Source organism: Nocardiopsis oceani (genome assembly GCF_054777395.1).
This window is the reverse complement of sequence record NZ_BAAHAR010000050.1, coordinates 25401-39008: the sequence shown is the minus strand read 5'-3', so window position 1 is coordinate 39008 and position 13608 is coordinate 25401. Positions and strand designations below refer to the sequence as shown.

Annotated in this window: 13 protein-coding genes; 5 read left to right on the top strand and 8 right to left on the bottom strand. The window is 72.3% G+C overall.

What is annotated here, in order from left to right:
* Nucleotides 1–4: 4 nt before the first annotated feature.
* Nucleotides 5–607 (top strand): TetR/AcrR family transcriptional regulator, encoded by a 603-nt coding sequence (locus ACYVDG_RS26650; protein WP_460759511.1) that lies wholly within the window; start codon nucleotides 5–7, stop codon nucleotides 605–607.
* 72 nt (nucleotides 608–679) lie between these two features.
* Here ACYVDG_RS26650 and ACYVDG_RS26645 read toward each other — a convergent pair whose 3' ends face one another.
* From ACYVDG_RS26645 to ACYVDG_RS26630, 4 genes are all read right to left on the bottom strand, one after another.
* The gene (locus ACYVDG_RS26645) at nucleotides 680–1129 is read right to left on the bottom strand and encodes a GNAT family N-acetyltransferase (protein WP_460759506.1); all 450 of its coding nucleotides are present in this window, start codon (nucleotides 1127–1129) and stop codon (nucleotides 680–682) included.
* A 52-nt stretch (nucleotides 1130–1181) separates the two neighbouring features.
* The gene (locus tag ACYVDG_RS26640; RefSeq protein WP_460759503.1) at nucleotides 1182–1964 is read right to left on the bottom strand and encodes an ABC transporter ATP-binding protein; all 783 of its coding nucleotides are present in this window, start codon (nucleotides 1962–1964) and stop codon (nucleotides 1182–1184) included.
* Nucleotides 1965–2068: 104 nt separating this feature from the next.
* Nucleotides 2069–2869 carry an ABC transporter permease gene (locus tag ACYVDG_RS26635; protein WP_460759500.1) on the bottom strand — a complete coding sequence of 267 codons (801 nt, stop codon included), beginning with the start codon at nucleotides 2867–2869 and terminating at the stop codon, nucleotides 2069–2071.
* Nucleotides 2866–3999: an ABC transporter substrate-binding protein gene (locus ACYVDG_RS26630; protein ID WP_460759497.1), complete on the bottom strand. Its 1134-nt coding sequence runs from the start codon at nucleotides 3997–3999 to the stop codon at nucleotides 2866–2868. Before ACYVDG_RS26630 ends, ACYVDG_RS26635 begins: the two co-directional genes overlap by 4 nt.
* A gap of 179 nt (nucleotides 4000–4178) precedes the next feature.
* On the opposite strand from ACYVDG_RS26630, the gene ACYVDG_RS26625 reads away from it, so the two are divergent.
* On the top strand, nucleotides 4179–4415 hold the full coding sequence (locus tag ACYVDG_RS26625) for a hypothetical protein (RefSeq protein ID WP_460759493.1): 237 nt from the start codon (nucleotides 4179–4181) through the stop codon (nucleotides 4413–4415).
* Nucleotides 4416–4450: 35 nt separating this feature from the next.
* On the opposite strand, the gene ACYVDG_RS26620 is transcribed toward ACYVDG_RS26625, so the two are convergent.
* From ACYVDG_RS26620 to ACYVDG_RS26610, 3 genes are all read right to left on the bottom strand, one after another.
* Nucleotides 4451–5287: a TIGR03619 family F420-dependent LLM class oxidoreductase gene (locus ACYVDG_RS26620; RefSeq protein WP_460759490.1), complete on the bottom strand. Its 837-nt coding sequence runs from the start codon at nucleotides 5285–5287 to the stop codon at nucleotides 4451–4453.
* 194 nt (nucleotides 5288–5481) lie between these two features.
* Nucleotides 5482–6075, bottom strand: coding sequence for a hypothetical protein (locus ACYVDG_RS26615; protein WP_460759485.1), 594 nt, complete (start codon nucleotides 6073–6075; stop codon nucleotides 5482–5484).
* Nucleotides 6076–6358: 283 nt separating this feature from the next.
* Nucleotides 6359–9622 (bottom strand): BTAD domain-containing putative transcriptional regulator, encoded by a 3264-nt coding sequence (locus ACYVDG_RS26610; RefSeq protein ID WP_460759480.1) that lies wholly within the window; start codon nucleotides 9620–9622, stop codon nucleotides 6359–6361.
* 131 nt (nucleotides 9623–9753) lie between these two features.
* On the opposite strand from ACYVDG_RS26610, the gene wrbA reads away from it, so the two are divergent.
* A complete protein-coding gene (gene wrbA, locus ACYVDG_RS26605; RefSeq protein ID WP_460759476.1) occupies nucleotides 9754–10386 on the top strand; it encodes an NAD(P)H:quinone oxidoreductase in 633 nt (210 codons plus the stop codon).
* Between the two features lie 68 nt (nucleotides 10387–10454).
* Nucleotides 10455–11384: an arylamine N-acetyltransferase family protein gene (locus ACYVDG_RS26600; protein ID WP_460759473.1), complete on the top strand. Its 930-nt coding sequence runs from the start codon at nucleotides 10455–10457 to the stop codon at nucleotides 11382–11384.
* 56 nt (nucleotides 11385–11440) lie between these two features.
* On the opposite strand, the gene ACYVDG_RS26595 is transcribed toward ACYVDG_RS26600, so the two are convergent.
* Nucleotides 11441–12385, bottom strand: coding sequence for a LysR family transcriptional regulator (locus tag ACYVDG_RS26595; RefSeq protein ID WP_460759617.1), 945 nt, complete (start codon nucleotides 12383–12385; stop codon nucleotides 11441–11443).
* A 158-nt stretch (nucleotides 12386–12543) separates the two neighbouring features.
* Here ACYVDG_RS26595 and ACYVDG_RS26590 point away from each other — a divergent pair, with 158 nt between their 5' ends.
* A complete protein-coding gene (locus ACYVDG_RS26590; protein ID WP_460759468.1) occupies nucleotides 12544–13551 on the top strand; it encodes an NADP-dependent oxidoreductase in 1008 nt (335 codons plus the stop codon).
* The last annotated feature ends 57 nt before the right edge of the window (nucleotides 13552–13608 follow it).

The window sequence follows — 13608 nt, the reverse complement described above, 5'->3', positions numbered from 1 at the left end:
GCGCGTGCCCACCGACGGAGCAAGCCCCTCACCGCGCCGGAACCACCTGCTGGAAGCGGCCTACCGCTACGCCCTCGACCACGGGCTGGCCGACCTGTCCCTGCGCCCCCTCTCCACCGCCATCGGCACCAGCCCGCGCGTGCTGCTCTACCTGTTCGGCAGCAAGGACGGCCTCGTCCGCGAACTCCTCGGCCGCGCCCGCGCCGACGAGCTCGCACTCCTGGAACGGCTGCCCCGCGGCGCCGACCTGCCGGAGACCGCGGCCCGGGTGTGGGAGTGGTTGACCGCCGAGGAGCACCGGTCCCTGCTGACCCTGTGGGTGGAGGGCTACGCCCGTTCGCTCGTCGAAACGCAGGGGCCCTGGGCCGATTTCGCCGCCGCCACCGTCCGCGACTGGCTGGACGTCCTGGCCCGGTCCCAGCCCGCCCCGGACACACCCGAGGCGCTCGCTCAGCGCACCCGCGTCCTCGCCCTCCTGCGCGGCGCCCTGCTCGACCTCCTCGCCACCGGAGACACCGACCGCGTGACCCGGGCCGTCCAAACCGACCTGGCGGACCTGGCGGACCAGTCTGATCGAGCTGGTCGCTCTGGTCGGGCCGACCGGTGACACCCGCCCGGTCGAACCCGGCCAGAGGTCCGCGCGCTGCCCGGAGACCCGGGTGCCGCCCCCACCGCGGGCTCAGCCGAGCCGCTTCTTGAAGCCCACGTGGCTGGCCTCGTAGCCCAGGTGCTCGTAGAAGCGGTGGGCGCCCTCCCGCTGCGCGTCCGAGGTGAGCTGCAGCAGCACGCAGCCGCGCCTGCGCGCCTCGCGTTCGGCCCATTCCAGGAGCTCGGTGCCCAGGCCGCTGCCGCGCTCCTCCGTGTGGACCCGCACCGCCTCCACCTGGGCGCGGGAGGTGCCCTTCCGGGACAGACCGGGCAGGACCGTGAGCTGGAGGGTACCCACCACACGGCCCTGCCGACGGGCCACGGCCAGGTACTGGTGCGGGTCGGCGTCGATGTCCTCGAAGGCCCTCAGGTACGGGGCCAGGTCGTCGGGGGTCTCCCGGGAGGCGCCCAAGGGGTCATCGGCCAGCATGGCGACGATCGCCGCCACGTCCGCCTGCACGGCGCGTTCGATGGTGAGCATGCGCCTAACCTAGCGCTCCGCCGTGCGCGCGGCCCCGGGCCCGCCGGGACACCTACTGTCCTTGCTCACCCCCGTCTCCCTCCACACCCAGGTCGGCGAGCAGAACCGAGCGCAGGTCCGTGAAACCCGGGGCGGTGACGTCCCGCGGCCGGTCCAGGTCGATGCGCACGTCGGTGCCGATCCGCCCCTCGTCCAGGACGAGCACCCGGTCAGCCAGGGCGATCGCCTCGTCCACGCTGTGCGTCACCAGCAGGACCGCGGGGCGGTGCCGCTCCACGAGCCGCAGGAGCAGGGCCTGCATCCGAATGCGGGTGAGGGCGTCGAGCGCACCGAACGGCTCGTCGGCCAGCAGGAGCTCCGGCTCGCGGACCAGGGAACGGGCGAGGGCGGCGCGCTGTTGTTCTCCGCCGGAGAGTTCGTTCGGCCAGGCCCGCTCGCGGCCGCCGAGTCCGACCTCCGCGAGAGCGGCCCGGCCCAGGTCCCGCGCGTTCCGGTCGCGCAGGGCGAAGACGACGTTGGGGAGCAGCCGCTGCCACGGCAGCAGCCGGGAGTCCTGGAAGACCATGGAGACGCGGTCGGGCCTGGTCAGATCCCCCCTGCCCGGTACCCCGTGGTCCAGCCCGGCGACTGCCCGAAGCAGGGTGCTCTTGCCCGAGCCGCTGCGGCCGAGAAGGGCCACGAACTCGCCCGGGACGATGTCCAGGTCCACACCCTTCAGCACCTGTTTCAGGTCGGGGCCGGCGTGGAAGCTCCGGGTGAGCCCGCGTACCCGGACCGCCGGATCCGCGACGCCGTCCTCGGCCCGGACGCTCAGTCCTCCAGCGTGCGTCGCCATTTCAGCGCCCTTCTCTGTACCAATCGGACCAGCCCGTCCAGCAGGAGTCCGAGGATCGCGTACACGACCAGACCGACGATGATCACGTCCGTCTGCCCGTAGGTTCAGGCCAGCGTCATCATGTAGCCGAGGCCGTTGGTGGAGTTGACCTGCTCGACCACCACGAGGGACAGCCAGGCGGCGGTGACGGCGAACCGCATCCCCAGCAGGAACCCGGGCAGGGCGCCCGGCAGGACCACGCGGAGCAGGAAGGCCAGCCGCCCGGAGTCCAGCGTTTCGGCGAGTTCCACGTAGCGCCGGTCGATCGCCCGCAGGCCGTTGTGCGTGTGTATATAGATGGGCACGACCACGGCCAGCGCGATCGTGATCACCTTCATCTCCTCGCCGATGCCGAACCACAGGATCAGCAGGGACAGCAGGGCGAGGTTGGGGACGGCGCGGTTGATCTGCATCGGGCCGTCCACGAGCCCTTCACCGATGCGGCTCAGCCCGGACACCACCGCCAGGGCGAGCCCGGCGACGACACCGAAACCCAGGCCGAGCAGGGCGCGCTGGGCCGAGACGACGAGGTGCTCCTGCAGGGTGCCGTCGGCGGCCAGGTCGATACCGGTGGACAGGACCGTCCACGGCTCGGTGAGGGTGCGCGGATCGATCCAGCCTGCCGCTGAACCCACCGTCCACACCGCGAGGAGCAGCAGGGGGCCGAGGGCGAGGATGAACGGAATCCGGGGGCCGGGACCCAGTCTGCGGCTCCGGGGCTGAACCGGTCTGCGCGGGCGCAGAGTGCCGAGCCCGCCGGGTCCGGCCCGCCCGGGCCGAGGTGGATCTGAGGAAGGGCTTTCGGGGGAGTCCTGTTCCCGGGGGCCGGTTCCCGGGGCTTCCGTTCCGTGGGTGCCGACGCTCACGCGTCACCTCCCGATTCCGCCTCCGCGAGCGCGGCGGGTTCGAAGCGCGTGTCGTAGACCTCTTCGCGCACGTCCACCTCGGGCCAGTCCTGCTCGGCGGCGAGCAGGTCCGCGGTGGCCTGGTGGCGTTCGATCGTGTCGTCCCAGCTCTCCGGGATGACGTTCTGACCGTCCCGTTCCACCAGGTAGGCGGCGTCCTCCGGGCTCAGGCCCTCGTGGTCGACGTAGAACCCGTCCGCCCACTCCTCGGGGTTGTCGCTGATCCACTCCGACGCGCGCCCCCACGCCTGGGCGAGCGCGCGCAGGGCGGCCGCCTTGGCCGGATCCTGGAGTACCTCCTCGGGTGCGTAGAGGTGCCAAGGGTCGTCGCGGAGCTCGTGGGGGAAGACCGCCGCCCCGTCCTCCTCGTACCTTTCGAGGTAGCGCCGGATGAGGACGCCGCTCAGCGGGGCTACGTCGACCTCGTCACTGGCCAGTGCGTTCACGTACGAGTCGTCGACGCTGGTGATCTCCACCAGTTCCACGTCGTCTTGGGAGAGGCCGACGGACTCCAGCAGGCGCAGCACGATCGCGCCTTGGGCCTGGCCGGGGCTGTAGGCCACCCGGAGGCCGCCGATGTCCTCCAGGGACTCGACGTCCGCGCCCGGGGCGATGCCGATCTCGTAGAGGGGGAAGTCCAGCGGATCCTCGCGCTCGGAGGCCGTGATCACCCGCACGTCGAGGTTGGTCCAGCGGGCGTGCAGGGGCGGGATGTCCGCGACGGCGCCCACGTCGAGGGCTTCGGCGCGGAACGCTTCGGACGTCTGCGGGCCGCCGTCCATGTTGGCCCACTCGGGCTCGAAGGGCAGGTCGTCGACCTCGCCGGACAGTTCCAAGGCCCGCTGGGTCTTGGGGTCGCCGATGCTGAGGACCGTTCCCTCGGGGATGTCGGTGGGGAGGGGTTCGTCCAGGCCCAGCTCTTGGCCCGCGTCGTCGGCGCCGGAGCAGGCGGTGACAGTGAGGAGGCCGGTGAGGGCCAGGGTCGTGCCCAGTCGGACGAAGGCTGAGGTGGGTAGCTCTCGTTGGATGGTCGGCTCCTTCGGGGGTGGTCCCGGTGCCTCCTCGCACCGCGATCCGGCTAATTCCCACATATCCTACTGATTAAGTGGGTAAATCGGCAACGGCTGCCACCAGGGACTTCCAGCCGAGACGGTGCCGCCTTTGCCTTCCGCCTGCACCGGCCAGGGCAGTGGCGTCGCGCTGAACCGGCGGGCGCCGACCCGGCGGACAAGGATTCCCGAGATCGGGGCTGGTCAATTACAGTTGACCTATGGACTCCGAACAGCTCACCGCGCTCACCCGGGCCATCGACGGTGACGACCCCCTGGTGGGGCTGGACGCCGTCGTCCAACTGCGGGGGGAGGCCGAGCGGGTCGAGGCCGTCCTCGTCCGGCGCGCCCGCAACCAGGGAGCCACCTGGGCCCGGATCGCCGAAGTCCTCGGGGTGTCCAAACAGGCCATCCACAAGAAGTACGGCGGCAAGGGCATCCTCCGGTCGGAGAAGTAGCCGGGGACGGCCAAGGGAAGGTGAGCCGGGGCCGGTCAGCGCAGGGCGGCCACGAACCGCACCATCCGCTCCTCGAACCCCTCCACGTCTCCGAACCACACGCCCACCGAGTCCGCGCCCGAGGCCGCCAGCTCGCGGAAGCGCTCCACCGCCGACTCGAACTCCTCTTCGCCCCCGGTCCACGCCATCCGCGTCCCAGCGCGCACGGGGCGCGCGGTGAGCTCGCGCAGCCGGTTGCGGGCCGTGCGGAAGGCCTCGGGCGACGGGTCGACCCCCTGCCACTCGTCGGCCCACCCCGCCGCCCGGCGCAGTGCCGCCTCGGAACCGCCGCCCACCATCAGCCGGATCCGCTCCGGCGGGCGCGGCTCGAACACCCCCTTCTCGTAGGAGTGGAACCGCCCCCGGAAGGGGCCCTCACCCTCGAACAGGTGCCGCAGCAGCTCCAGAGCCTCGTCGGTCCGGGCTCCCCTGGTAGTGAAGTCGGACCCGACGGCCGCGAACTCCTCGCGCGACCACCCCACGCCCACCCCCAGTGTGAAGCGGCCCCCGGAGAGCCGATCCAGGGTGGCCACCTGCTTCGCCAAGACAACGGGGTCACGCATCGGCATGACCAGGACCGACGTGCCCAAGCGCACCCGCTCGGTGCGCGCGGCCAGGTACGCCAGGGTCACCAGCGGCTCGTACACACCGCCGAACGTCGTCCCGTAGGGCTTGGGCGGCAGCAGGTGGTCGGGCAGCCACACGGTGTCCACACCGAGGGCCTCCGCGCGGACCCCCAGGTCCACGAGGGCCGACGGCGGCATCAGGGGCGACTCGTCGGGCAGGACCACTTGGAGGCGCGGTCCGGTCATCGGTTCGGTGAGCTCGCTCATGCGGTGACCGTAGCTCCTGACACCGGTGTGAGGGTCAAGATTCCACGCGCGCCGTCACGGCGGCCTCGGTCGGCGGGAGCTCTCAGCCCGACTCTCCGGGCGGGGTCAGGTTGGCGACCAACTCCCGGTGGTCGGTGCCCGGCGGTTCGGAGAAGCCTCCTCCGGTCACCTCGACCGCGCGGTCCCTCCGCTGCCTACCGGATTTGCTCGACCGCGTGGACCAGCAGTGTCACGGCCAGGTCCTGGCTCTCGCTCTCCGAGAGCGAACCGCTCTGCCCTTCTTCGGTGGAGGCCTCCACACGCGCCTCGACCACCAGGTTGTCGAACTGGGTCACCGCGGTCACGTACTCGTAGCCCGGGCTGCCGCCTTCGCCCACCCGGACCTCCACACCGCCGGGACCCGGCTCCGGGTGCCTGCTGGTCTCGGTGACCCACTTGCTGCGATATTGCCTCTCGGCGTTCTCGTCGGCGGACCGGTGCTGGAACCCGATCTCGTCCTTGCCATAGGGGATCACGGAGAGGTAGATCCGGTCGTCGCCCCACTCGTCCCCGACCAGGCACTCGAGGTCGTCCATGCTGGAGAACTCGCGGGTCTCCTCGGTCATGTCACCGGTGAGCCCGGGCACGGCCGCGTCGACGGCCGCCTCGTCCACGAGTCCGCACGCGCTCGGCGCGGAATCGTACTTCCCCTCCCCACCGATCCAGCCGAGGTAGTAGGCGCCGCCCACCCCGGCGGCCACGATGAGCAGCAGGATCGTGACGCACCCGATCGACAGCACTTTGAGCACGGTCTTTCCACCGCTGCGCTTCCCCTGCGGGCCGGGACCGTACGGGGGCGGCCCCGGTGGCGGACCCTGCGGCGGGTGTCCCCCTGGCGGAAAGTGTCCCGGCGGCGGTCCCTGTGGCGGGTGTCCCCCCGGCGGAAAGTGTCCCTGCGGCGGACCCTGCGGCGGCCCTTGGAACGGGCTCTGGGGCGGTCCTTGCGGCGGCCCTTGGCCAGCGGGGGTGTGGGATCCGGGGGATGCGTTGGGGTCGTGCATGGTCCGCAGCCTAACCCGAGCCGCGAAGTACCTACCCTGACTCGAACTCCGACACCCCTTGCCCCTCCCCGAACGCTTTCGTGAAGGCCTGCTCGCCGAGTACGGCTGCGGTGGCCGCACTGATCCGGTCGACGTCACCGCGCTCCGCCCCGGGCAGGGGCGCGCCCACAGACTCCCGTGCGGCCGCGGCCGCCCCCAACAGGCGGGCCGCCGCCCCCGCGTCCCCGTCGAGGACCGCGACCCCCGCGGAGCCCTCCAGCGCCAGCGCCACCGCACGCGGGTCACGGGTCGCGCGTGCCGCCGCCAGTCCCTCGGTGTGCAGCCTCCGTGCGGCGTCCGCATCACCCCGCAGCTCCGCGACGAACCCCAGCTCCGCCTTGCCCAGGGCGACACCGGGCAGGTAGCCGCTCCGCTCGTTCCACTCCACGAGCCGTTGCATGCGCTCCTCCGCCGCATCGAGCCTGCCGTTGCGGCGGTCGGCCAGGGCCAGCCCGTTCTCCGCGAAGGCCGCGCCCGCACCGTGGGCGCGTTCCCGCGCGATCCGCAACGCCCGCTCGTGAAGCTCCGCCGCGGCGTCGAAGTCGGCTGCGAGGAGGGACAGCCGCCCCAACCCCGACAGCTGCTCCGAGACGAACGTCCACAGGCCGAGGTCCTCGGCCACCCGCAGGGAGTCGGTGTGCAGCCGCCGCGCGGTGGTGTACCGGCCGCCGATCTCCGCCAGCGTGCCGAGGATGCGGGTGGCGCCCAGCCCGCCGTGGCCGTCCCCGGCCTCTCGGAACAGGGCCAGGGCCGACTCGGCGTCGGTACGGCAGCGGTCCAGGTCCCCACCGACCAGGTTCAGTTCGGCCCGGACGACGAGCGCCGACGCGATCCCCCACCTGTTCCCGAGGGCGCGGAAGGCGGTCAGGGCCTCCTCCGCCAGCCCGCCGATAACGGCCGTGTCCCCGGCCCCCAGCATGCTGGCCGCGCAGAGCAACCGTGCGTGGGCGGCACCCTCAGGGTCGTCGGCGGCCGCGTACGCGTCGAACAGCTCTGTAAGCCGGTCGTGGCGGTCCTCGTCAACCGGGTCCAGGAAGCTGACGGCGGTGCGCCAGGCCATGGCCCGCAGCCGGGCGGGGGAGTACTGCCTGCCGACCTCGGGCCGGGTGCCGAGCGCGGAGGCCAGGCAGCGGCGCGCCTCCCTGAGCCGGCCCCGCATGGTCCAGTACCGTCCCAACGCCCCGGCCAGCCGTACGGCCAGCTCGTCCGCGCCCCGGTCGGATGCGAGGACGGCCCAGTCGAGGGCGGCCCGGAGGTTGGCGGCCTCGGCGTCCAGACGGCACAGCCACTCGCGCTGCCGGTGCCCGCGCAACCCGCGCTCGGCCTCCTCCGCGAGGTCGGTGTGGTGCTCGGCGTGGGCCCGCCGCACACGCTCACCCTCACCGGATTCGGCCAGCCGCTCCAAGCCGTAGGCGGCCACGGACTCCAACAGCCGGTACCGGAGTGAACCGGCCGTCCCCTCATCGACCACCACGAGGGAGCGGTCCGAGAGGCGGGCGACCAGGTCCAAGACGTCGTCCTCGGCCACGCCGCCGCCCGAACACACCCGCTCGGCCGCCTCCAGCGTGCAGCCGCCCCGGTGGACGGCGAGCCGGCGCAGCACAGCGCGTTCGTCGCCGTCCAGCAGTTCCCAGCTCCAGTCCATCACCGCGCGCAGGGTGCGCTGGCGCTCCGGCGCGGTCCGGTGCCCCCGACCCAGGACCCGGAAACGGTCGTCGAGCCGCCGCGCCAGTTCGCGGACCCCCAAGGTGCGCACCCGGGTGGCTGCCAGCTCCAGCGCGAGCGGGATCCCGTCCAGGCGGCGGCAGACCGCGGCCACCGCCTCCCGGTCGTCCTCCTGCAGCGCGAACCCCGGGGAGGACCGTGCGGCGCGGGCCATGAACAGGCGCACCGCGGCTGAGCGGTCGGCCTCCTCCGCGCTCTCGGGCAGATCCAGCGGGGGAACGGGGTGTACCCGCTCGTCCACCAGTCCCAGCGGTTCGTGGCTGGTGGCCAGGGCCCGGACCCCCGGGGACGATTCCAGCAGCTGTTCGCACAGGCGCGAGACGGGGTCCAGAACGTGCTCGCAGGTGTCGAACAGCAGGAGCGCCCGCTGGTCCCGCAGGGCGGCGCACAGCCGTTCGGCCGACCCGCGGCGGTCCCTTTCCCGGGGAGCGTGCTCAGGTACCCCCTCACGCAGCCCCAGTACGGCCGCCACCGCCTCGGCGATGCTCCCGGTTTCCGCAGAGTCCTGGCTCCCGGGCTCGGGCCCCAGCCCGCCGAGAGCGACCATCCACACCCCGTCGGGGAACCGGTCGGAGATCCCGCGCAGGGCCTCCACGGCCAGCCGGGTCTTGCCGACCCCGCCCGGCCCGACGAGGGTGACCAACCGGTCCGACCCCAGGAGTGTGCGCACCCGGTCGATCTGCGGGCCCCGGCCCACGAGACCTCCGTCCGGCTCCCCGCTGAGCGGCGCGGGAAGGTTGGTGCGGCCGCGCGGGGGGCCCGGAGCCGCTTCGGGCGGGGACTCCAAGGAGGCGTCGCGGGCCAGGAGAGACGAGTGCAGGGCGGTCAGTTCCGCGCCCGGGTCCAGGCCCAGTTCCTCCGCCAAGTGCGAGCGCAGCCACTCGTAGCTCTCGAGGGCCTCGCTCTGCCGACCCGACCGGTACAGCGCCAGCATGTGCGCGGACCGCAGGCGTTCGCGCAACGGATGCCGCTCCACCAGGTCGCCCAGTTCACCCACCAGCAGTCGGTGTTCGCCCAACTCCAACCGGGCCTGGGCCAGCTCCTCCTCAGCGGTGAGCCGCAGCTCCTCCAAGCGGGCGGCGGCGTGGTGGGCGAACCCCTCGTCCGCAACGTCGGCGTAGGCCGGTCCCCGCCACAGGGCGAGCGCCTCCCGCAGCGCCTCGGCCCCCGAACCCGGATCGGTGGCGCTCCTCGACCGCTCCAGAAGCTCCCGCGCCCGCGTCGCGTCCACGTCGGAGGGGTCCACAGCCAGGCGGTACCCGCCCGGCCCGTGCTCCACGAGCGCGCGCCCGCCCGGCTCGGCCTGGTCCAACGCCTTGCGCAGGCGGGAGACCTTCGCCTGAAGCGCTCCGGCCGACTGGTTCGGCGGACGTCCGTCCCACAGGGCGTCCACCAGACGGTCCACGGACACCGGGTGACCCTCGTGGATGAGCAGCGCGCACAGCAGGGCGCGGACCTTCGTGCCGGGAACCCGCACACGCTCGCCGCCGGAGGTCCACACCGCGATCGGACCGAGAACCCCGAATCTCATGCCGCCCACATTAGATGCTCGCCCCTGACGGCACCTCTGACGGCGGGCGGTCAGCGGACGGTCAGCCGACGGTCAGCGCCCGCGGCCACGGTGGGCCCAACGCCGCACCCCACACGATCAAGGAGAACCCGATGAGTGCGCAGGTCGCCCGCATCGCTGTCGTCTACTACTCGTCCACCGGCAACATCCACCGCCTCGCCGAGGCGGTGGCGGACGGGGCCGCCGACGCCGGTGCCGAGGTCCGGTTGCGCCGGGCAGCCGAACTGGCACCGGCGGAGGTGGTCGAGGGCCAGCCCGAATGGCGCGCCCACCTGGACGCCACCGCGCACATCCCCGAGGCCACGCACGACGACCTGCTCTGGGCCAACGGCTACGCCTTCGGCACGCCCACCAGGTTCGGCAACGTGGCTTCCCAGCTGCGGCAGTTCATCGACACGACCAGCGGGCTCTGGCAGGCGGGCGAGTTCGCGGGCCAGCCCGCGACCGGTTTCACCGGCAGCCACTCGGAGCACGGCGGCCAGGAGTCCACCCTGCTCTCCCTCTACAACACGTTCTTCCACTGGGGTGCGGTCGTCGTGCCCACCGGATACGTCGACTACGAGCTGGTCACGGCGGCGGGCGGCAACCCGTACGGCGTCAGCCAGGTCGAGGAGCGGGCCGAGGCGGACCCGGAGTACGTGAAGGCCGTGCTCGCCGCCGCCCGCTGGCAGGGCGGGCGGCTGGCCGCCTTCGCCGGGACCCTGGCCGCCGCCCACACCGAATGACCACCGGTTCCACTTCCCGCCCCTCGGCCGTGTTCCGCGGAACACGCCCTAACCAGAAGGAGCCTTCGATGACAGTCGAAAGCACCACCCTCGAACACGACGGCCGCGCGGACGCGGGTGGGCGCCCCCACGTGTCCGCCCGCTGGGACTCCGAACCCCTGGACCTGTCGGCCTACCTCGAGCGGATCGGCTACGACGGGCCGCTCACTCCGACCCTCGACACACTGCGGGCCCTGCAGTCCGCGCACCTGGAAGCGATCCCGTTCGAGGGGATCAACGCCTACCTTGGTGTCCCGATCCCGCTCGACATCGACTCCCTGCAGGACAAAATGGTGCGCGGCCGACGCGGCGGCTACTGCAACGAACAGAACATCCTGTTCGGCACGGTCCTCGACCGCCTGGGCTTCCGGGTGACCGGCCGCAACGCCCGCATGCTGATGGGCGCCGACGAGCGCGTCATCACCGGGCGCGGGCACGCCATCCTGTCGGTGGTGATCGACGGGACGGACTTCCACGTGGACGTGGGTATCGGCAACGTCGGGCCGCGCGGCCCGGTCCCCTTGACCGAGGGCGTGCGGACCGCCACGGGGCCGTGGGAGTACCGGATGGACCGCTCCGACCTGGACCACTGGGTGCTCCGCTACCGGCGCCCGAAGCAGGGCGACTGGTTCAACGTCGTGCAGTTCACCGAGGAGACGCACTACCGGTCCGACTACGCGGAGCAGAACATCATCTCCGCGACCCACGAGTCCTCACCCTTCACCCAGCAGCCCATCGCCGCATTCAACGGCGCCGAGGAGAGGCACGCGCTCGCCGGACTGGTCCTCAACACCTACCTGCCGAACGGGCAGAAGCGCACCCGCGAGATCTCCGAGGAGGACGTCCCCGGCACACTCCGCTCGGTTTTCGGGATCCACCTGTCCGAGGAACGGGAACGCGCACTCGTGGAGCGCCTTCGCACCCAGGATCTCCCGGAGGAATCGCCGCTCGGGGGGTGACCCGGGAGCCGCGGGGCCGTCCGAACCCGGGCCGTATGAGCTTGGGGCGGGCGGCCTCACCAGTGGCGGGCCGCTCCCAAGAGGCGTGACCGGACCCGTTCCAGGTGCGGATTGTCAGTCACACCCGGGCGCCGGGCCAGGTACACGGTGTTGAACGGCGGGTCCTCCGGCTCCAGCAGTGCCACCAGATCCCCGTCGAGCAGGGCCCGCTGGCACAGGTAGCGCGGCAGGACGGTCACCCCCGCCCCGCCCGCCACGGCGGTCATCACCGCACGCAGGTCGGGAACGGTGATCGCGGGCGTGTAGGTCAGCCGCACCCCGAACACGTGCCGCCAGTAGCGGCGCGCGATGGGAAGGTCGTCGGCGTAGGTCACCAACGGCACCCCGCAGAGCGCGGCACAGCCCTGGCGCTGGACCCGGTCGAGACCGATCCGTTCGGCCCAGGAGGGTGCGGCCACCAGGACGAACTCCTCGTCCATCAGCGGTTCGGCGAGCAGCGTTCGGCCGCGGGGGCGGACCGTGGACAGCACCAGGTCGTGCCGTCCGGCCCGGAGCCCTTCCAATAGTTCGTCGGCGAGCCCGGTGTGCACGCGCAGGCGCAGGTCCTCGCCGGTGACCAGCGGGGCGAGCGCGGGAAGCACGCGCTCGCCGAGCAGCTCGGCCGGGCCGGCCAAGCGCAGCGGAGCGGGCGGCAGCGACGACGAGCCGGGGCCGGTCCGGCCCGCCACCACCTCCAGGTCGTCGAGGGGGCCCGCTACACGGGCGGCGAGGTCGTTCGCGTCGGCGGTGGGTGCCACACCGCGCGGAAGGCGTTCGAAGAGTTCGTGACCCAGGCGGCGCTCGAGGGTACGTATCTGGGTGGTGACGGTCGGCTGCGAGAGCCTCAGCAGCTGCGCCGCCGCGGTGAACGAACCCGAGCGGTGCACCGCGAGGAAGGTGCGGAGCAGCTGGAGGTCGAGGGGCCCGTCCGCCACGGGATCCGGTGCCGGAGCCGACGACAGGACCGGCTTCGCAGCTGGCGAGGCCGAACCATTGGAAATCCTATAGGTCACCTCGCCGATCCTATTGGTATCTGTATGCCGCTCCGGTCTAGTGTCGAGGTCCCGTGGCTGTGCCGGTTCCCGGTCCCACGAAGTCGAATCAGGGGGAGAGCTTCACCATGCCCGTTTCCAAGGAAGTCCACCTCGTCGCCCGGCCCTCCGGTGAGCCGAAGCCCGAGGACTTCGCCGTGGTCGAGGCCACCGTCGCCGACCCCGCTCCGGGCCAGATCCTGGTCCGCAACGACTGGATGTCGGTCGACCCGTACATGCGCGGCCGCATGAACGACGTGAGGTCCTACGTGCCGCCCTTCGAACTGGGGAAGGCCATGGAGGGCGGCGCCGTCGGCACCGTCGTCGCCTCCGAGAGCCCCGACGTCCCCGTGGGCTCCTCCGTCCTGCATTTCCAGGGCTGGCGCGAGTACGCACTCATGGACGCCACCCGCGCCAAGGTCGTCGACACCGACGCCGCTCCCGCGCAGGCCTACCTCAGCGCGCTCGGCATGGTCGGTCTCACGGCCTACGCGGGGCTGACCGCGGTCGCCGGGCTCAAGGAGGGTGACGTGGTGTTCGTCTCCGGTGCCGCGGGTGCGGTCGGCAGCATCGCCGGCCAGCTCGCCAAGCTGCTCGGAGCAGCGAAGGTGATCGGCTCCGCCGGCGGCCCCGAGAAGAAGCGCCGCCTGCTGGAGGAGTTCGGCTACGACGCCGCCATCGACTACCGCGAGGGCGATCTCGAGGGGCAGCTGGCCGAAGCCGCACCCGAAGGCATCGACGTCTACTTCGACAACGTCGGTGGCGACCACCTGCGCGCCGCCATCCAAGGCATGCGCGTGCACGGCCGGGCCGCCCTGTGCGGAGCGATCTCGGTCTACAACGCCACCGAGCCGGTGCCCGGGCCGGACAACCTCGCTCTGCTGGTCGGCAAGCGCATCAAACTCCAGGGCTTCCTCGTCGGCGACCACGGCGACCTGGACCCCGAGTACCACAAGCTCGCAGGTCCGTGGCTGGCCGAGGGAAAGCTGCGCACGGAGGAGACCGTGGTGGACGGGATCGACCACTCGGTAGAGGCCTTCCTCGGCATGATGCGCGGGGCCAACACCGGCAAGATGCTGGTCCGACTGGACTCCTGAACCCATCCCCGCACCGGCCCGTGGCACGATGCGCCACGGCACACCCCACACCCCACA